The following is a 19,516-nucleotide window of genomic DNA, read 5'->3' on the forward strand; positions in this document are numbered from 1 at the left end:
TTTCTAATAGGTGCACTCGGCGAATCGCCGCCTGTACGCGGAGTTTAACGCCAGCGCGCCGAGAAATAAGGTGTTGTCGAGCCGACATCTACAAAAAAGAAAACGCCCGCCGGCCCGGCGGGCGCCTTCATATCGCCCCGATCAGTGCGCCACAAGCCCGGACTGCGCGTCGTCGGCCACAACCTGGGACGCCTCGGCCGGCTCTTCCCATTCGATGGCCTCAGGAACCCGCGTCAGCGCCAGTTTGAGCACCTCCTCCATCCGCGACACAGGAATGATCTCCAGCCCGCTCTTGAGGTTCTCCGGGATGTCGGCGAGATCCTTGGCGTTGTCCTCGGGGATGATCACCGTCTTGATGCCACCCCTGAGCGCCGCAAGCATCTTCTCCTTGAGGCCGCCGATCGGCAGAACCCGGCCGCGCAGCGTGATCTCGCCGGTCATGGCGACGTCCTTGCGGACGGGGATGCCGGTCATGATCGACACGATGGCGGTCGCCATCGCTACACCCGCCGACGGCCCGTCCTTCGGGGTCGCTCCCTCCGGCACGTGCACGTGGATGTCGCGCTTGTCGAACAGGGTCGGCACGATCCCGAAATCGATCGAGCGCGAGCGCACATAGGCCGCCGCCGCCTGGATCGATTCCTTCATCACGTCGCGCAGGTTGCCGGTGACGGACATCTTGCCCTTGCCCGGCATCATCACGCCTTCGATCGTCAGCAGCTCGCCGCCGAACTCGGTCCAGGCGAGCCCCGTCACCACGCCGACCTGATCCTCGCGCTCGGCCTCGCCGTAGCGATAACGCGGCACGCCTAGGAAGTCCTCGAGGTTCTTGCCCGTGACCTTGATCGACTTCTTCTGGGTGACGATCAGCTCCTTGACCGCCTTGCGGGCGAGCGTCGCCAGCTCCCGTTCGAGATTACGCACGCCGGCTTCCCGCGTGTAGCGCCGGATGACGGTGATGAGCGCCTCGTCGTCGATCGAGAACTCCTTGCCCTTGAGGCCGTGCTCGCGAATCGCCTTCGGGATCAGATGACGCCGCGCGATCTCGACCTTCTCGTCCTCCGTGTAGCCGGCGATACGGATGATCTCCATCCGGTCCATCAGGGCCGGCGGGATGTTCAGCGTGTTCGCCGTCGTCACGAACATCACGTTCGACAGGTCGTAGTCGACCTCGAGGTAATGGTCGCTGAAGGTCGAGTTCTGTTCCGGATCGAGCACCTCGAGCAGCGCCGCGGACGGATCGCCGCGGAAATCCGCGCCCATCTTGTCGATCTCGTCGAGAAGGAACAGCGGGTTGGTGTGCTTGGACTTCCGCATCGACTGGATGACCTTGCCGGGCATCGAGCCAATATAGGTGCGCCGGTGACCGCGGATTTCCGCCTCGTCACGCACGCCGCCAAGCGACACGCGCACGAACTCGCGGCCCGTGGCCTTGGCGATCGACTTGCCCAGCGACGTCTTGCCGACGCCGGGCGGGCCGACCAGGCACAGGATGGGTCCGCGCAGTTTGTTGGCGCGCTGCTGAACGGCCAGGTACTCGACGATGCGGTCCTTGACCTTTTCCAGCCCGAAGTGATCCGTATCCAGAACGCCCTGGGCGTGGCCCAGGTCCTTCTTGATGCGCGACTTCTTGCCCCACGGGATCGACAGCAGCCAGTCGAGGTAGTTGCGCACCACCGTCGCCTCGGCCGACATCGGGCTCATCTGCTTGAGCTTCTTCAGCTCGGCAAGAGCCTTCTCGCGGGCTTCCTTCGACAGCTTGGTCTTGGCGATCTTCTCTTCCAGCTCGGAAATCTCGTCGCGGCCCTCGTCTGAGTCGCCGAGTTCCTTCTGGATCGCCTTCATCTGCTCGTTCAGGTAGTACTCGCGCTGCGTCTTCTCCATCTGACGCTTGACGCGGCTCCGGATGCGCTTCTCGACCTGAAGAACGCTGATCTCACTCTCCATCAGCCCGAGAACCTGCTCGAGCCGGCCGGTGACCGAGACGGTCTCCAGGATCTGCTGCTTCTCCGGGATCTTGACGGCCAGATGCGAAGCCACGGTGTCCGCGAGCTTCGAATAGTCCTCGATCTGGGTGACCGCGCCGAGCACCTCGGGCGACACCTTCTTGTTCAGCTTCACGTAGTTGTCGAATTCCGACACCACGGAGCGCGCGAGCGCCTCGACCTCGACCGCATCGCCCTCTTCTTCGGCCAGCGCGATGGCTTCGGCCTCGAAATAGTCCTCGCGGTCGGTGAACTGGGTCAGGCGTGCACGGCTCTGGCCTTCGACCAGCACCTTGACGGTCGAGTCCGGCAGCTTCAGAAGCTGCAGCACCGTCGCGATGGTGCCGACCTCGTAGATCGCATCGGTCTCCGGGTCATCGTCGGCGGCGTTCTTCTGGGTCGCCAGAAGAATCGGCCGCTCGGCCCGCATCACTTCCTCGAGGGCGCGAATCGACTTCTCGCGTCCGACGAACAGCGGGACGATCATGTGCGGGAAGACCACGATATCGCGCAGGGGAAGAACCGGATAGATATCCTGTCCGTCGGGTGTCCCTGTGACGCGCGGCTTCACGTTGGCCATATTTGATGTCCTCTCATATCAGGGGCAGCACACAGCATTACGCCAAGAGGACGCGGCGGGTTACTGACCGGCCCTGAAAACGGCGCGCCGGGCCATCAACGGACCCGGACCGGTCGACTCGCTTCGCTGCGGTGCCGCAGTAGGTCGATCAATAGGTGGCCACGCACCACAGCCAAGTCAAGTGGCGGTCCGGAACCGTCTGGCGGTCCCGGACGCCGTCAGGATCAGGCGCTGCTTTCGACCGACTTTTCGGCCCGGTCCGCATAGATGTAGAGCGGCCGCGCCTTGCCCTCGATCACGTCGGGGCCGAGCACCACCTCCTCGACGCCGTCGAGGCCGGGCAGCTCGAACATCGTGTCGAGCAGGATCGATTCCATGATGGACCGCAGGCCGCGGGCACCCGTCTTGCGCTCGATCGCCTTGCGCGCGATCGCCTCGAGCGAGTCGATCGGCAGGGTCAGCTCGACGCCTTCCATCTCGAACAGGCGCTGATACTGCTTGACCAGCGCGTTCTTCGGTTCCGACAGGATCTGCACCAGCGCATCCTCGTCGAGATCGTCGAGGGTGGCGATGACGGGCAAACGGCCGATGAATTCCGGGATCAGACCGAACTTGAGCAGGTCCTCGGGCTCGACGTCGCGGAAGATCTCGCCGGTGCGGCGGTCGTCCAGCGATTTCACCTCGGCGGCGAAGCCGATCGACGTGCCCTGGCCACGGCCGGAAATGATCTTCTCCAGCCCCGAGAAGGCGCCACCGCAGATGAACAGGATGTTGGTCGTGTCGACCTGCAGGAACTCCTGCTGCGGATGCTTGCGCCCGCCCTGCGGGGGAACGCTGGCGACCGTGCCTTCCATGATCTTCAACAGCGCCTGCTGGACGCCCTCGCCCGACACGTCGCGGGTAATCGAGGGGTTATCCGACTTGCGGCTGACCTTGTCGACTTCGTCGATATAGACGATGCCGCGCTGGGCCCGCTCGACATTGTAGTCGGCCGCCTGCAGGAGCTTCAGGATGATGTTCTCGACATCCTCGCCGACATAGCCGGCCTCCGTCAGCGTCGTGGCGTCGGCCATCGTGAACGGCACGTCGAGGATCCGCGCCAGCGTCTGCGCCAGCAGCGTCTTGCCGCAGCCCGTCGGGCCGATCAGCAGGATGTTCGATTTCGCCAGCTCGACGTCGTTCGACTTGGCGCCGTGGTTGAGCCGCTTGTAGTGATTGTGCACGGCAACCGACAGCACCTTCTTGGCGTGCGCCTGCCCGATCACATAGTCGTCGAGAACCTGGCAGATCTCGTTCGGGCTCGGCACGCCGTCATTGGCCTTCACGAAGGAGTTCTTGTTCTCCTCGCGAATGATGTCCATGCAAAGCTCGACACACTCGTCGCAGATGAACACGGTGGGTCCCGCGATCAGCTTACGGACTTCATGCTGACTCTTTCCGCAGAAAGAGCAGTAGAGCGTGTTTTTCGAATCGCTGCCGCTGACCTTGCTCATTCGGTCACTCCACTTCGCCCCGCGGGCTTCAGGCCCTCCCGGAAAGCCGGTCCGGGGCTGTTTTGGCGTCGCCTCGCCCCGTCGGCGACGCACTTCACCTCGGTGTTATAGCCGCCACGCGACGCTCGGCCAATGCCACCATGCTAGGTACCCACACATCAACAGACAATTAACGCTAATGTCGCCGGCCCAGGGTTCAAGCCCCTGCCCGTTCGGCCGTTTTGCGTCAGCGCCTGTCGCGGGTGCTCCAGCCCCTTATTTCTTCTCCGGCGCCGGCTCCGGCTCCTGTGTCGGATCGCCGCGCTTGTCCATCACCTGATCGACGATGCCGAAGTCCTTCGCCTCCTGCGCGGTCAGGAAGTAGTCACGATCGAGCGTCCGCTCAATGGTCTCGTAGTCCCGGCCCGTGTGCTTCACATAGACCTCGTTCAGCCGACGCTTCATTTTCAGGATGTCCTCGGCATGGCGCTCGATGTCCGATGCCTGGCCCTGGAAGCCGCCGGAGGGCTGATGCAGCATGACGCGCGCGTTCGGCAGCGCGAAGCGCATACCCGCCTCGCCCGCCGTCAGCAGAAGCGAGCCCATCGATGCCGCCTGGCCGGTGCACAGCGTCGATACCGGCGGCCGGATGAACTGCATTGTGTCGTAGATCGCCATCCCGGACGTCACCACGCCGCCGGGCGAGTTGATGTACATGGCGATCTCTTTCTTCGGGTTCTCCGCTTCGAGGAACAGAAGCTGCGCCGTCACCAGCGTCGCCATGTGGTCCTCGATCGGCCCGGTCACGAAGACGATCCGCTCCTTGAGAAGCCGCGAGTAGATGTCGAAGGCCCGCTCGCCCCGGTTGGTCTGCTCGACCACCATCGGCACCAGGAGGTTCATGTAGGTATCTATCGGATCACGCATTTCGGTCTCCCAGTGTCATTCGTGCTGTGTCGCTCGTGCTGCGTCTTCCTCGTGGCGGCGCAGCGCATCGGCAATCCGGTGTCTCCGCCCGCCGATGCGCGCGTGCACGCGGCCCGCCCGGCCCGAACGAATCGTCGATCCGATGATAGGCCCTCGGGCGCACCGTTTGTCGAGCGGCGCGCCCTGCCGTCCTTAACGGATTATTCCTTGTCGGCCTTCTTGGTGCGGCGACGCTTGGGCTTCTCGTCGTCGGAAGGCCCGTGGTCGTGGTCGTGGTCATGATCGTGATCATGGTGGTGATGATCGTGCTCCTCGTCGGGATCGTGGAACAGCTCATCCCGGGACACCGTCTTTTCCTCGACCGTGGCAAGCTCCAGAATGTAGTCGACGACCTTCTCCTCGAAGATCGGCGCCCGAAGCTCGGCCAGCGCGCCGGGGTTCTTCTGATAGTACTCCCAGACCAACTGCTCCTGACCGGGGAACTGACGCACCCGGTCGATCATCGCCCGGTTCAGTTCCTCTTCCGTCACCTTTATTTCGTTCTTGTCACCGATGTCGGCAAGGAGCAGGCCCAGCCGCACCCGCCGTTCGGCGATCTTGCGGTAGTCGGCCTTGCTGTCTTCCTCGGTCGCGCCCTCGTCGGCGAAGGTCTTGCCGGCGCGCTCCAGGTCCTGCGTCACCTGCTGCCAGATCGCCTCGAACTCGCTGTCGACCAGCTTCTCCGGCAATTCGAACTTGCAGGCCTCGTCCAGCGCGTCGAGCAGCTGGCGCTTGACCTTGCTGCGCGACTGCGTCTCGAAGTCCTTGCCGATCTGCTCGCGCACGGCGTCCTTGACCTTGTCGAGCGATTCCATGCCGAGCGACTGGGCGAACTCGTCGTCGATCTTGATCTCGCCCGGCGCCTGGATCTCCTTGACCTTGACGTCGAACTCGGCCGCCTTGCCGGCCAGATGCTCGGCCTGATAGGCCTCCGGGAACGTCACCTTGACCACGATGTCGCTACCCGCCTTCACGCCGGTGAGCTGCTCTTCGAACCCGGGAATGAACGAGTTCGAGCCGAGCTGGATCTGCGCGTCCTGATCGGCGCCGCCCTCGAAGGGTTCGCCGTCGAGCTTGCCGAGATAGTCGATGGTCAGCCGGTCGCCGGTCTCCGACGCCTCGCCGTCCTTGCGCGGCGCGAACGGGCGGTTCTGCTCGGCGATACGCTCGATGCTCTCGTCGACCACCGAATCCTCGACCTTCGCCACTTCCTTCTCGATCTTGATCTTCGAGAAATCGGGCATCTCGACCGGCGGCAGCACCTCGAACGTCACCGAATAGGCCAGGTCCGCCTTGCCTTCGAGGATCTGCTCGATCTCGTCCTTGTCCTCGGTCAGCGCGATCTGCGGCTGATAGGCGGGACGTTCCTCGCGATCGGTGATCGCCTGCTGGCTGGTCTCGTTGACCGCCTGCTCCAGGACCTCCGCCATGACCGAGCGGCCATAGACGCGCTTCAGATGGGCGATCGGGACCTTGCCCGGCCTGAAACCGCGAATGCGGACGCGATCCTTCAGATCGGTCAGGCGGTCGTTGAGCCGGGTATCCAGATCCCCGGCCGGGATGGTGATGCGGAGCTCGCGCTTGAGCCCTTCGTTGAGAGTTTCTGTGACCTGCATGACGTCTCGATCGCCTAACTGCGTTGTCCTGAAGTTCGTGTCGGAGGCGGTACGCGGCCGGAACGGGCCTGGTGCGGGCGGAGGGACTTGAACCCCCACGGCTTGCGCCACGAGAACCTAAATCTCGCGTGTCTACCAGTTCCACCACGCCCGCGAAACGGCCGGCGGGCGGCCCACGCATGGCGGCGGTCTATAACACACCGATTCCGACGGACGCCAGCGAAAATGGCCCGAAAGTAGGGGAAGCGCCAAATCGGCCATTCTCCCGTTCGGGCCTCCAATTTAGGAAGCCGCCGCGCCGGTGCCAACGGCCATGCCCTTGGGATGGGCGGTCCGTCGCGCGCCGGAAGCGACAAAAAAGCGAACATGACCGCAGCCGCGCCGACGCGGCGGGCCTCCCGCGACGGGACTTGTCCGCAAGAGACCCGAAAAGGCCCCCCGGCCGCGGAAGGCTTTGGGGAATGCTGTGTATGGCAACGCGCCCGCGCCGGCCGGAGACAGGACGCCACCGGCCGGCACGACCTTCGAAACGGCCACGCCAACGCTACTTCGCGATCCGCAGCTCGGAGATTCGCGTGGCGATCTCCTTGAACACGGCCCGCAGCGTCGCGGAATCTGGCGAGTTGTAATACATATCCGACTGCGTCGCGCAGTTGCGCATCAGCGACTGGGTATCGGCGTCGTTCAGTTCGAAGGTGATCGTGAAAAGGTCGATGCCGTTGCCCTTCACCTCGTCGCACGCCTCGGCCGTCCGTTCGTCCATTTTCTCCATGAACGTGTATTTGTTCCGGGTGTCGACCAGCCGGCCCGACGCCGCGTAACCGTACGGCCCGTACTCGGACTTGTTGGGGTTGTCCGTTCCGGCCATGTTCGAGCTCCATCGGCTTTCGGACGCGACCTCGTTCTTGCCGTCGGTCAGCAGGATGATGATCTTGTGGTGATCCTCGGTCCCGTACGCCTTGCCTTCCGAGAAAGGCGCCGCCGGAGAAACAACCCGAAGCCCCCACATCAGACCTTCGGTGATGTTCGTGTAGCCGTTGGCCTGCATATCGCCGAGCGCGTCGACGATGTCGGCCTTCCGGTTCGTCAGCGACAGAATCGGATTTGCCGTGCAGCCTTCGGCGGGACCGGGGGCGTTCCTTCCCCTGCTGTTCTGCGCCCGGACGCCGTTCGAATATTTGGCCGTATAGGCCTGCAGCGCCGCCTTCGACGGCCTGGGCCTCTTTTGAACTTTGTCGAGAACGTCGTTCAGATAACTGTTGGAATAGTCGCGCTCCGGATCACCCGCATCACCCGGCTCGTCCGGCGCGAAATACGGCACGAACAGCGTGTCCGGATCCGAGCTGGATGCCTCCGTATCCCTGATGTCGAGCGGATAGGCCCGCGCTTCGACGCACCCCGGCCAGGACACGTTCGAAATCCGGTCATAGAGATCGAACCGCGTCAGCCCCTTTTCGACGAACTCCTCGTCGAAGGTCTCGCTGTGCAGGGGATTGCGCCCCTGGGTATCCATCCAGGACGCGTTCCGATTGCCGGTGCCGACGTTCACGGCGTGCGAGAACGGCACCAACGCCATGTCCAGAAGGGGATGCACCGTGGTTTCCCCGAACAGGTTGGCGACCAGCGTTTCGGCGGCGTCTTTCAGCGCCTCGATCTTCGACCCGCGCATCGAGCCCGTGTTGTCGAGCACCAGGACGACCTCGAAGGAATCCTCGGAGCGCACGATCTCGGAATCGACGTTGGCGGGCAGGAATTCCACGCCGGCGAGATGCATGATGTAGGTCTCGACATCGGCTTTGGCGGCGAGGTTGATCTTGTCGGCGGACGCGACGGTCTTCAGCTCCTTGATCGTGATGCCCGCGCCCTCGCGGAAATTCTCGTGGAAGACTTGAGCGGCGAGCTCGTCGATTTCGTCCTGCGACATCGTATCGACCTGATGGGCGAGCATCAGGCCCGTCGCGTCGAGCGCCGTCTGAATGCGGGCACGCGCCGCATTGTAGCGTCCATAGTCGAGCGCTGAGCCGACCGCCAGAATGATCGGCAGAAGCGCGAACGCGAAGATGATGCCGACGTTGCCGCGCGCATCGGTGAGGAACGTCCGCCTGCGGTTCATGACCGCTTTTGAGCAGAACGGCATTTTCCGCCTCCCCTGTTGAGACAGGAATTATTTTGCCCTTGCCGCTCTGGTTACCGCAGGGGAATTAAATCTCTATTGAAAATTTGAGTTAATGTCCGTCCACTATAATTTTACGCGAACTCGGCAAGCACCGCGGGCAGCCGTTCGCTCAGATCCTCGGCGATGAGCCCCGGACCGATTTCAGCGGCCACCGCGCCGTGCAGCCAGACCGCGGCCGCCGCGGCCTCGAAGGCCGGCATCTGCTGCGCGAGCAGCCCCACGGCCATTCCCGAGAGAACGTCACCCGAACCGGCGGTGGCGAGCCAGGCCGGCGCGTCGGCATTGATCGCCGCACGTCCATCCGGGGCCGCAACCACCGTATCCGCACCTTTGAGGACGATCACCGCGCCGCTCGTTCTGGCCGCCGCCCGGGCTCTTTCGAGGCGGGTCCCCGCCTCCGCCAGATCGGCATCCGTGAACAGCCTGCGGAATTCCCCCTCGTGCGGCGTCAGCACGACGGCACGGTCGGCGTCCGCCTCGATCGCCTTGAACAGTCGTGCCGGCTCGTCGGCGAAGCAGGTCAGCGCGTCGGCATCGAGCACGACGGGACGTCTGGCTCCGAGTGTGACCTGCACCCGCTGGCGGGTTTCCTCGTTGACGCCGGCCGCCGGACCGATCAGCACCGCGTTGCGGCGCGCGTCCTCGAGCGCGCGCGCCAGCCCCGCCACCCCCTCGGCCTCGGTCAACATCACGGCGGTGAGATGGGCGGCATTCGACGGCAGCGCCGCGGTCGGACTTGCGACGGTGACCAGTCCGGCACCGATGCGCAGGGCCGCGCGGGCGGACAGGCGTGCCGCGCCGGTGTTCCAGGGCCCACCGCTGACCACCAGGGCGTGGCCACGATCGTATTTGTGGCTCTGTGGACGCGGGCGCGGCAGGCGATCCCCCCACAATCGCGGCCCGTTCGCGTATGTTTCGGGGGCGATTTCCTCCAGGACGCCGTCTTCGATGCCGATTTGGGCCAGTTTCAGCTCCCCGCAGAGCTCGCGCCCCGGCAGCAGAAGATGCCCCGGCTTGAGACGGAAGAAGGTGACGGTTCGCGTCGCCCGCACCGCAACGCCTCGGATTTCGCCGCTGGTTCCGTCCACCCCCGAGGGCACGTCGACGGCCACGACCGGTACCTGCGATCGGTTGATCGCCGCGACCACCGCGGCGACGGGCCCCTCGATCGGCTTGGAGAGCCCGGCGCCGAACAGCGCGTCGACAATGACCCCGGCCTTGCCGATGCTGTCGGCCGAAAGCGGCTCGACCGCGCCGGTCCAGCGCGCGGCCATTTCGGCCGCATCGCCCGTCAGCCGCGACGGATCGCCCAGCAACGCGACGCGCACCCTGCGGCCCGCCGCCGCCAGATGCCGCGCGGCGACGAAACCATCGCCACCATTGTTCCCCGGACCGCACAGAACCAGAACCTCGCGCCCCCGGTTCAGCGCCAGGGTCGCGGCGGCGACCGCGCAGCCGGCGTTTTCCATCAAAATTTCGCCGGGAACGCCGCCTTCAATCGTCAGGCGGTCGGCCTCCCCCATCTGGATGGTCGTCAGCAGTTCGTTCACCCGATACCTCCACGGAGACCCATCGGCTTGACCATTTCTTGTGCGGTTGCCTGTTTTTTCATCCCACATTTCCGGAGTAGAATGCCCGTTTCACAGGCACCCTGTCACATCCCCTTGAAAACACACCGTATTTTTTATTACGCGGATTTGGCACAAGCCATGCTAACCGAATGCCGGGCATCCCTCCGATCAGGAAGCCCCACGCTAGGAGTCACGTCCAGATGAAAAAAATCGAGGCTATCATCAAGCCGTTCAAACTAGACGAGGTAAAGGAGGCCCTGCAGGAAGTGGGGCTGCAAGGCATTACCGTGACCGAGGCCAAGGGGTTCGGTCGCCAGAAAGGCCATACGGAGCTCTATCGGGGCGCCGAATATGTCGTCGATTTTCTGCCGAAGGTGAAGGTCGAGGTCGTCCTCGGCGACGACCAGATCGACAAGGCGGTGGAAGCCATCCAGAAGGCGGCGCAGACGGGCCGCATCGGCGACGGCAAGATCTTCATTTCGACCATCGAGGACGCCATCCGCATCCGCACGGGAGAGCGCGGCGTGGACGCCATCTGATCGGAGAAACCGGCGCCCGACCGGGATCGAACCGCGTTTCGCGACAGTTCAGACCACGAGCACCGGCGCCAAATCCCAACCAGACCCAGGATCCAGCTGGAAATTAAAGAGGTAGTCAAATGGCTGAAGCTAAGTCCGTTCTCAAGTCGATCAAAGAGAACGACGTCAAGTTCGTCGACCTGCGGTTCACCGATCCGCGGGGCAAGATGCAGCACGTCACGATGGACATCGCCGTCGTCGATGAGGACATGTTCGCCGAGGGCGTCATGTTCGACGGCTCGTCGATTGCCGGCTGGAAGGCGATCAACGAGTCCGACATGACGCTGATGCCCGACCCCGAGACGGCGCATCTCGACCCGTTCTTCGCCGCGCCCACGCTCGCCATCATGTGCGATGTCCTGGAGCCGTCGACGGGCGAGGCCTATGACCGCGATCCGCGGTCGACCGCCAGGAAGGCCGAGGCCTATCTGAAGCAGACCAAGGTCGGCGACACCTGCTTCGTCGGTCCCGAGGCCGAGTTCTTCGTGTTCGACGACGTCCGCTTCTCTGTCAGCCCCTACAATACCGGTTTCGCCATCGATTCCTCGGAGCTGCCGTCGAACACCGGCACCGAGTATGAGGCCGGCAACCTCGGCCACCGTCCGCGCACCAAGGGCGGCTACTTCCCGGTTCCCCCGGTCGACTCCGCCCAGGACATGCGCTCCGAGATGCTCTCGGTCATGGCCTCCATGGGCGTGTCCGTCGAGAAGCACCACCACGAGGTCGGCGCGGCCCAGCACGAGCTCGGCATGAAGTTCGACACGCTGACCCGCAACGCCGACAAGATGCAGATCTACAAGTACGTCGTGCATCAGGTCGCCAACGCCTACGGCAAGTCGGCCACCTTCATGCCGAAGCCGATCTTCGGCGACAACGGCTCGGGCATGCACGTGCACCAGTCGATCTGGAAGAGCGGCAAGCCGGTCTTTGCCGGCAAGAAGTACGCCGGCCTGTCCGAGCAGTGCCTCTACTACATCGGCGGCATCCTGAAGCACGCCAAGGCCATCAACGCCTTCACCAACCCGCTGACCAACTCCTACAAGCGGCTGGTGCCGGGCTACGAGGCGCCGGTGCTCCTCGCCTACTCGGCGCGGAACCGCTCGGCCAGCTGCCGCATCCCGGTTGCCTCCTCGCCGAAGGCCAAGCGCGTCGAGATCCGCTTCCCCGATCCGGGCGCGAACCCCTACCTGTGCTTCAGCGCCCTGTTGATGGCCGGTCTCGACGGCATCAAGAACAAGATCGATCCGGGCGACGCGATGGACAAGAACCTCTACGACCTGCCGCCGGAGGAACTGAAGGAGATCCCGACGGTGGCGGCCAGCCTGCGCGAAGCGCTCGAGTCGCTCGATGGCGACCGGGACTTCCTGAAGGCCGGCGGCGTGTTCTCCGACGACCAGATCGACGCGTATATCGAACTGAAGATGGACGAGGTGATGGCATTCGACATGACGCCGCACCCGATCGAGTTCGACCTCTACTACAGCGTCTGACGACCGTCCGCGAGGCGACACGACAAACGCGACGGGGCGGCCTTGCCGCCCCGTTTTGCATTTGCGCACCCGATAAGATTGGGCGCCGGAAAAAAGCGCGAAAAGGCGCGGATATCGTCACTGGACTGTCAAACGAACCGGCTAGGGTTCCCGTGGGATTGCTGCAACGGCGGTCTTGGCGCCCGGGATCTCCTCCCCGAGTCCCGCAGACTTCATCAGCCCAGGCTTGCACCGCCCCCGCCCCGCAAGCCGATCGCGCCGCCGCCCGAGCGCCGTCCCGCGTATAGTGTTTTTTTTCAACAGGGCCGCCCCGCCAGGGGGGGCCCTTTTTTTGCGGTCCCACGGGCCGCCCGCCCGCTGGCGCGAGACGGTCCCCGGGGCGCAGGACGGTCTTGGGGGCGCGAGACGGTCCCAGGGGTACGAGACGGTCCCCGGGGGCACGAGACGGTATTGACAGGCGCAACGGCGAGGCGCAGACTTTGTCCAAATCCGGAAAGGAGGTCTAAGACAATGTGTCCGCCGACCCGACTTTCGCCGTTTCTGCCGCAATAGACGGACAGAAACGGCCTTCCCCAAACACAATCTAATCTATGCTTTGAGCGCCGGAATGGTTCCGACGATCATGCGGATGCATGAATCTGGGCGGACATCCAGCGCGATCATACGGATCTCCAAAAGAGACCGAATATGGGCGTCTTGCGTCTGCCCCATGAGAGACGAAGCGCACCAGCGATGGCTCCGCAGCCGACGGCGCGGGGCCATTGTCTTTCAGGATGACGCTGTCTTCGGGGGCATCGTCTTCAGCCACCCGTTTTCTTCAACCCCCGGTTTTCCTCAGGGATCGCTTTCTACAAGGGGCCGGCTCCCTTCAGGAATCGCGTCTTCTGAGGCCGAGGCCTTTCGCAGCCCCGCGCCCTTCCCCGCCCTACGACGTGGACGCCCCGTCGGGCGGCGGACAATCCACGATGTTTGCTCTAGGGTCCTCAGGCTCCGAATCGACGACATAGGCGGCATCCGATGCTCCGTGGCCTGAACTGGATCCTTCTCGTTGCCGGGCTGGCGCTGGTCGCGATCTCGATCATCAGCGAGACGGATACCGGCATCGGCGTCTTCCTGATCCCGGCCGTCGGCTTCTTTGTCGCGTTTGCGTACGTGCCCTATGTCGCCTTCGGCGTTCTCAACAAACGGCTCACCCGGACCGTCCCGCTGGCGATCTGCACGGTCGGACTGCTGGGCCTGTCTGCCTTCTGGGTCTGGGGCTTCGGCGGCGCCTTCTGGTGGAACAAGAATCCCGACGCGCAGGATGCCCTGATCCTCGTCGTCCTTCCCGCCTACATGATCGCGGCGACAGGGGCCCTCGCCCTTGGCGCCTGGGGACTGGAACGCTATCTGACGTCGCGACGCTCTTGAGCCGCACGTGAACGCGGTCGATTCGGCGCCGGCGAAATGGCACAATCGCATGTGATTCGCCGACCGCTTCGTCGATTGCGGCAAATCCCAGGCCGAAACCGCTTTCTATAAACGGACCATGCCGAAGTCGCAGGACCTGCCCTCGCTGTTTGACGACGCGCCCCAGTCGGCTGCCGGGCCAGCCGCCTCGCCGGCTGCCAAACCGGCTGCCGCGCCCAAGGCGTCCGCGCCGCGCGTTGTCGCCCGTGGCGCCGAAGACGCCTATACCGCCGCCGACATCGAGGTGCTCGAGGGTCTCGAGCCCGTGCGCCGCCGGCCCGGCATGTATATCGGCGGCACCGACGAGAAGGCGCTCCACCACCTCTTCGCCGAGGTGATCGACAACGCCATGGACGAGGCCGTCGCCGGCCACGCCACCTGGATCGATGTCAGTGTCGAGGCGGACGGGTTCCTGACCGTCACCGACAACGGCCGCGGCATCCCCATCGACCCGCATCCCAAGTACAAGGACAAGTCGGCGCTCGAGGTCATCCTGACCACGCTGCATGCGGGCGGAAAGTTCGACTCCAAGGTCTACGAGACATCCGGCGGCCTGCACGGCGTCGGCGTCTCCGTGGTCAACGCCCTGTCGGACACGCTCGAGGTCGAGGTCGCGCGCGGCCGCCAGCTCTACCGCCAGACCTATTCGCGCGGAAAGCCGCTCGGCCCCATCGAACCGCTCGGCGAGGTCATGAACCGGCGCGGCACGCGCATCCGGTTCCACCCCGACGCGACGATCTTCGGCAAGATTCACTTCCGCCCGGCCCGCCTGTTCCGCATGACGCGGTCCAAGGCCTACCTGTTCCGCGGCGTCGAGATCCGCTGGAACTGCGCGCCCGAGCTTCTGGCCGAGGACGGCGCGGTTCCCGAAAAGGAAGTGTTCCACTTCCCCGGCGGCCTGAAGGACTTCCTGGCCGCCGAGATCAAGGGCGAGACCACGATCGCCAACGACATCTTCGCCGGCCGCGTCGAACGCGAGGGCGGCCATGGTGGTGTCGAGTGGGCGGTGGCCTGGTGCGCCGGCCGCGACGGCTTCGTCTCCTCATACTGCAACACGGTGCCGACGCCCGACGGCGGCACCCATGAGGCAGGCCTGCGCGCGGCGCTGCTCAAGGGCCTGCGCGCCTACGCCGAGCTGAGCGGCCGCAAGCGGGCAACGATCTTCACCGCCGACGACGTCATGGCCTCCTGCACGGCGATGCTGTCGGTGTTCATCCGCGAGCCGGAATTCCAGGGCCAGACGAAGGACAAGCTCGCGACCTCCGAGGCGACCCGCATCGTCGAGCAGGCCGTCCGCGACGAGTTCGACCACTGGCTGACCGCCAGCCCCCAGCAGGCGACCAAGCTGCTCGACTGGGTGATCGAGCGCGCCGAGGAGCGCGCCCGCCGCCGCCAGGAGAAGGAAGTCGGCCGCAAGACCGCCGTGCGCAAGCTGCGCCTGCCCGGCAAGCTCGCCGACTGCTCGCACAACAGCAGCGCCGGCGCCGAGATCTTCATCGTCGAGGGCGACTCGGCCGGCGGCTCGGCCAAGCAGGCGCGCAACCGCAAGACTCAGGCCGTGCTGCCGCTCCGCGGCAAGATCCTCAACGTCGAAAGCGCGGCGTCCGGCAAGCTTGCCCACAACCAGCAGCTCGCAGACCTCATCCAGGCGCTCGGCTGCGGCGCCGGGCAGCAGTATTCGGAAGACGACCTCCGCTACGACAAGGTCATCATCATGACCGACGCCGACGTCGACGGCGCCCATATCGCCTCGCTGCTGATGACCTTCTTCTACCGGCAGATGCCCAGGCTGATAGAGGACGGCCACCTGTACCTCGCCGTGCCGCCACTCTACCGGATCAGCCAGGGCGGCAAGACGCTCTACGCCCGCGACGACGCCCACAAGGACGAACTCATGAAGTCCGAGTTCACCGGACGCGGGAAGATCGAGATCGGCCGATTCAAGGGCCTCGGCGAAATGCTGCCGAACCAGCTCAAGGAAACGACCATGGACCCGAAGCGCCGCACGCTTCTGCGCGTCGAGGTCGAGAACGATCCGGAAGGCACGACCGACGCCGTGCGGCGCCTCATGGGCAACAATCCGGAAGCGCGCTTCCATTTCATCCAGGAAAACGCCGAATTCGCCGAGGATCTGGATATCTGACGCCCATCAGTCTGGCGCCCGTCAATCTGACGTCCATCAGGCGGCGTACCGGCTCACAGGCCCAGGAATTCCTCCAGCACGGTATTCACCGCCTCGGGCTTCTCGAGCGTGGTCAAATGGCCACTGCCTTCGATCATTTCCAATCGCGCACCGGGAATGCCCGCGGCGATTTCCTCGGACAGTTCCAGCGGCGTCAGCCGGTCCCGATCACCGCACACCACGAGGGTCGGACAACGGACGTCGCCGAGGTCGGGGCGTGCGTCCTTACGGCCGATGATCGCCGTCTGCTGGCGAACGAAGGCGTCGACGCCGGTGTCGTCCGCCATCTGCCGGATCGTCGCGACGAGAGCGGCATCGCCGAGACGGCTGTCGTCGACGAACAAGGGCAGCAGCTGGTCTATCACCGGCCCAAGGCCGTCCGCCCGCGCCTGCGCCATCAGCGCCTCGCGAAACGCCGTCTGCTCGGGCCGGTCCGGACGCGCCGTGGTGTCCATCAGCACCAGCTTGGTCATGCGCTCGGGCGCGTGCTCCGCCATCTCCAGCGCGATGTAGCCGCCCATCGACAGGCCGACCAGCACGAACCGCTCGGGCGCGACGTCGAGGATCGAGTCGACGATCGCCTTCATGCCGTCATGGCGCGTGTGATCGGCGACGGTGCACTGCACCCTGCCCTCGAACGCGGCGAGTTGCGGGCCAAACAGCGCCTTCGTGCAGAGCAGGCCGGGCACGAACACGATCGGATCGCACATCAGGACGTCTCCCCTCGCTGCGGCCCCGGCTGCTGCCGTCACTGGGGCCGTCGTTTCGGCCGTGGCACCAGCCCTTTGAATCGGGCATGAACCGGTCGCCGATATTAACGACCGGGACCCGATAGCACATGCGCGCACCGATATCCGCCCTCCTTCTCGCCTTCCTGCTTCTTGTCCCCGGCGCCCGGGCCGACACGGTCGCCAACGGCATCGCCGCCATGCCGGCCGAGGTCATAACCCTGCGCACGGGCGGCGAATGGCGCGGCGGCGCCGGAGGCGGCTACTACCGGTTCGTGCTCGCGCGCTCCCCGGTCCGGCCCTCCGCGGCGCGCCTCTTCGTCCAGTGGATCGAGCGCCGCGGCGCCAGCGAGGGGATCGTGTCGAGCGTGGAGGTCGCCGAGATCGCCCGCACGCCGACGCGGATCACCGATCTGCGGCTCGAGACCGTTTCGGAGGGAACCAATGCCTTCGTCGACGTGATCGACCTGGCGACGGGTGCCCCTGATGAATTCATGCTGATGCTCGGCGGCCCCGGGGCCTACCAGCTGACAACGCTCAGCAACTGAGCGTGGTCCGGCGAGGGTCGTGGCACGCGATCGGGCGCGCCCGCTCGCTGGACAGCGCCAACACCTGCCGGATCGGCGCGAGACGGTCCTCTTTGGAATGGGCCGCCGATTCGGTACCGTGGCGTATCCGTCCCGACCAAGGAGACGTCTCATGCGCAAGATCCTCTTTTCCCTCGCCTTCGCGCTCGCGACGATCGTCACGGCTGGCGTGGCCGCCGCGGCCTATGTCACGGCGGATCTGAACATGCGCAGAGGTCCGAGCACGGGCTACGCGCGGATCGCCGTCATTCCCGCCGGCCATCAGGTCAGCATCCTGAACTGCGGCAGCGGCTGGTGCCGGGTGAACTATCGCGGCATCGTCGGGTGGGTGTCCGGCCGCTATCTCGCCGACGGCGGCGGCTACGGCCGGGCCGCCCCTCCGCCGCCGGTCTACTATCCGCCGCGGGCCTATCCCTATCCCCGCCATCACTATCCGCATCGATGGTGGCACCCGAGGCCCTGGCGCCCGTACTGAGTATCGTGAGCGGCCGGCGGGGAGCTCCCTCGGGCGGCATGACGGCTGCTTCAGCCGCCGTCATACCGCTCCGGAACCACCGCCAAAAGTAACCATTGCTAACCCAAAAATGACAAACAGCGCGGAAGCACCGTTGACACGGCGCGCCTACCGATTATGTTCCGCGAAAATCCAAGCGGAACAAGCATCCTTGAAATCTCTGTGTTTGCGACAATCCCGCCACACGGATCACAGTGGCCGGTAGATGGCGTTTACTGAACTAGGTCTGAGCCCCAAAGTCCTTTCGGCCGTGGAAGCGGCCGGCTACAAGGAACCTACGCCTATTCAGGCGGAGGCGATCCCGCATGTCCTGTCGCGTCGCGACCTGATCGGCATCGCCCAGACGGGAACCGGCAAGACGGCGAGCTTCGTGCTGCCGATGCTGTCGCTTCTCGAGAAGGGACGTGCTCGTGCCCGCATGCCGCGCACGCTGATCCTCGAGCCGACGCGCGAGCTCGCCGCACAGGTCGAGCAGAATTTCACGATCTACGGCCAGAACCACAAGCTGACCGTCGCGCTGCTCATCGGTGGCGTCTCCTTCTCCGAGCAGGACAAGAAGCTCGATCGCGGCGCCGACGTGCTGATTGCCACGCCCGGCCGCCTGCTCGATCATGTGGAACGCGGCAAGCTGTTGCTGACCGGCGTCGACATTCTCGTCATCGACGAGGCCGACCGCATGCTCGACATGGGCTTCATCCCCGATATCGAGCGGATCTGCCGCCTGGTGCCCTTCACCCGGCAGACGCTGTTCTTCTCCGCCACCATGCCGCCGGAGATCGAAAAGCTCACCGGCCAGTTCCTGCAGAATCCGGTTCAGGTCCAGGTGGCGCGGCAGTCGACCACGGCGGAAACCGTCAGTCAGGCGCTGATCGTCTCGCCGGCCGTGCCCAAGGACAAGCGCGCGATCCTGCGGCGCGAGATCCGCGACGCCGAGAACCTCACCACCGCGATCGTGTTCTGCAACCGCAAGCGCGACGTCTCGACCCTGTACCGCTCGCTCCAGCGCCACGGCTTCAATGCAGGTGCCCTGCACGGCGACCTCGACCAGCGCGAGCGCATGGCAACGCTGGCCAAGTTCCGCGCCGGCGAGATCAACCTGCTGATCGCCAGCGACGTCGCCGCCCGCGGCCTCGACATCCCGGCCGTCAGCCACGTCTTCAACTTCGACGTCCCCACCCACGCCGAGGACTACGTCCACCGAATCGGCCGCACCGGCCGTGCCGGCCGCGAGGGTGACGCGATAACGATCGCGACGAAGGCCGACGAGAAATACGTCGCGTCCATCGAGAAGCTCATCGGCAAGCCGATCCCGCGCCGCGAAGGCGCGCCGGATCTGGCGGAGATCGACGCCAAGGAAGACGTCGATGAAACCCGGGGACGTGGCCGCCGTCGCGGCGGACGCGAACGCGCCGAGCCCGCGGCGGAGGTCGCAAAAGAGGATCGCAAGCCGAAACGCGAGCCGCGCGGCGAGCGAACCGGTCGCGGCCGCGACAGGGACAGGACCGAGAAGGACGAACCCGTCGTCGGCCTCGGCGAACATGTGCCGAGTTTTCTGCTGCGCCCGGTCCGGCGCAACGCCACGCCTGAAGAATAAATCAGACTTATCAAATAGTTTTCATAAT

At 65.0% G+C, this 19,516-nt stretch carries 14 protein-coding genes and 1 tRNA gene; 7 read left to right on the forward strand and 8 right to left on the reverse strand.

Going from position 1 to position 19,516, the window contains the following annotated elements; translation table 11 throughout:
- Window positions 1–141: 141 nt before the first annotated feature.
- The 7 genes from lon to MUB46_RS21440 form a co-directional block, all read right to left on the reverse strand.
- Complete coding sequence (gene lon, locus MUB46_RS21410; protein WP_261618014.1) at window positions 142–2,565, reverse strand: endopeptidase La; 2,424 nt, start codon at window positions 2,563–2,565, stop codon at window positions 142–144.
- A gap of 224 nt (window positions 2,566–2,789) precedes the next feature.
- Window positions 2,790–4,058: an ATP-dependent Clp protease ATP-binding subunit ClpX gene (clpX, locus tag MUB46_RS21415; protein ID WP_261618015.1), complete on the reverse strand. Its 1,269-nt coding sequence runs from the start codon at window positions 4,056–4,058 to the stop codon at window positions 2,790–2,792.
- Between the two features lie 255 nt (window positions 4,059–4,313).
- The gene (locus tag MUB46_RS21420) at window positions 4,314–4,964 is read right to left on the reverse strand and encodes an ATP-dependent Clp protease proteolytic subunit (RefSeq protein ID WP_261618016.1); all 651 of its coding nucleotides are present in this window, start codon (window positions 4,962–4,964) and stop codon (window positions 4,314–4,316) included.
- Window positions 4,965–5,164: 200 nt separating this feature from the next.
- Entirely contained in the window at window positions 5,165–6,619 is a 1,455-nt protein-coding gene (gene tig / locus MUB46_RS21425; protein WP_261618017.1) for a trigger factor, read from the reverse strand.
- A 69-nt stretch (window positions 6,620–6,688) separates the two neighbouring features.
- A tRNA-Leu gene (locus tag MUB46_RS21430) sits at window positions 6,689–6,773 on the reverse strand.
- Between the two features lie 390 nt (window positions 6,774–7,163).
- Window positions 7,164–8,756: a TadE/TadG family type IV pilus assembly protein gene (locus tag MUB46_RS21435; RefSeq protein ID WP_261618018.1), complete on the reverse strand. Its 1,593-nt coding sequence runs from the start codon at window positions 8,754–8,756 to the stop codon at window positions 7,164–7,166.
- A gap of 110 nt (window positions 8,757–8,866) precedes the next feature.
- Window positions 8,867–10,318 (reverse strand): NAD(P)H-hydrate dehydratase, encoded by a 1,452-nt coding sequence (locus MUB46_RS21440; RefSeq protein WP_261618101.1) that lies wholly within the window; start codon window positions 10,316–10,318, stop codon window positions 8,867–8,869.
- 248 nt (window positions 10,319–10,566) lie between these two features.
- On the opposite strand from MUB46_RS21440, the gene MUB46_RS21445 reads away from it, so the two are divergent.
- The 4 genes from MUB46_RS21445 to parE all read left to right on the forward strand — a co-directional run bounded on the left by MUB46_RS21445 (window position 10,567) and on the right by parE (window position 16,026).
- Window positions 10,567–10,905 (forward strand): P-II family nitrogen regulator, encoded by a 339-nt coding sequence (locus tag MUB46_RS21445; RefSeq protein WP_261618019.1) that lies wholly within the window; start codon window positions 10,567–10,569, stop codon window positions 10,903–10,905.
- Window positions 10,906–11,024: 119 nt separating this feature from the next.
- Entirely contained in the window at window positions 11,025–12,434 is a 1,410-nt protein-coding gene (glnA, locus tag MUB46_RS21450) for a type I glutamate--ammonia ligase (RefSeq protein ID WP_261618020.1), read from the forward strand.
- 1,017 nt (window positions 12,435–13,451) lie between these two features.
- Window positions 13,452–13,844: a hypothetical protein gene (locus tag MUB46_RS21455; RefSeq protein WP_261618021.1), complete on the forward strand. Its 393-nt coding sequence runs from the start codon at window positions 13,452–13,454 to the stop codon at window positions 13,842–13,844.
- Window positions 13,845–13,962: 118 nt separating this feature from the next.
- A complete protein-coding gene (parE, locus tag MUB46_RS21460) occupies window positions 13,963–16,026 on the forward strand; it encodes a DNA topoisomerase IV subunit B (protein WP_261618022.1) in 2,064 nt (687 codons plus the stop codon).
- 53 nt (window positions 16,027–16,079) lie between these two features.
- On the opposite strand, the gene MUB46_RS21465 is transcribed toward parE, so the two are convergent.
- Window positions 16,080–16,775: an alpha/beta hydrolase gene (locus tag MUB46_RS21465; protein WP_261618023.1), complete on the reverse strand. Its 696-nt coding sequence runs from the start codon at window positions 16,773–16,775 to the stop codon at window positions 16,080–16,082.
- 128 nt (window positions 16,776–16,903) lie between these two features.
- Here MUB46_RS21465 and MUB46_RS21470 point away from each other — a divergent pair, with 128 nt between their 5' ends.
- The 3 genes from MUB46_RS21470 (at window position 16,904) to MUB46_RS21480 (ending at window position 19,488) form a co-directional block, all read left to right on the forward strand.
- Window positions 16,904–17,341 carry a hypothetical protein gene (locus MUB46_RS21470; RefSeq protein ID WP_261618024.1) on the forward strand — a complete coding sequence of 146 codons (438 nt, stop codon included), beginning with the start codon at window positions 16,904–16,906 and terminating at the stop codon, window positions 17,339–17,341.
- 151 nt (window positions 17,342–17,492) lie between these two features.
- Window positions 17,493–17,855, forward strand: a complete 363-nt coding sequence (locus MUB46_RS21475) for an SH3 domain-containing protein (RefSeq protein WP_261618025.1) — start codon at window positions 17,493–17,495, stop codon at window positions 17,853–17,855.
- Window positions 17,856–18,099: 244 nt separating this feature from the next.
- Window positions 18,100–19,488 (forward strand): DEAD/DEAH box helicase, encoded by a 1,389-nt coding sequence (locus MUB46_RS21480; protein ID WP_261618026.1) that lies wholly within the window; start codon window positions 18,100–18,102, stop codon window positions 19,486–19,488.
- The last annotated feature ends 28 nt before the right edge of the window (window positions 19,489–19,516 follow it).

This window comes from Microbaculum marinisediminis, from assembly GCF_025397915.1.
GTDB classification, from domain to species: Bacteria; Pseudomonadota; Alphaproteobacteria; order Rhizobiales; family Tepidamorphaceae; genus Microbaculum; species Microbaculum marinisediminis.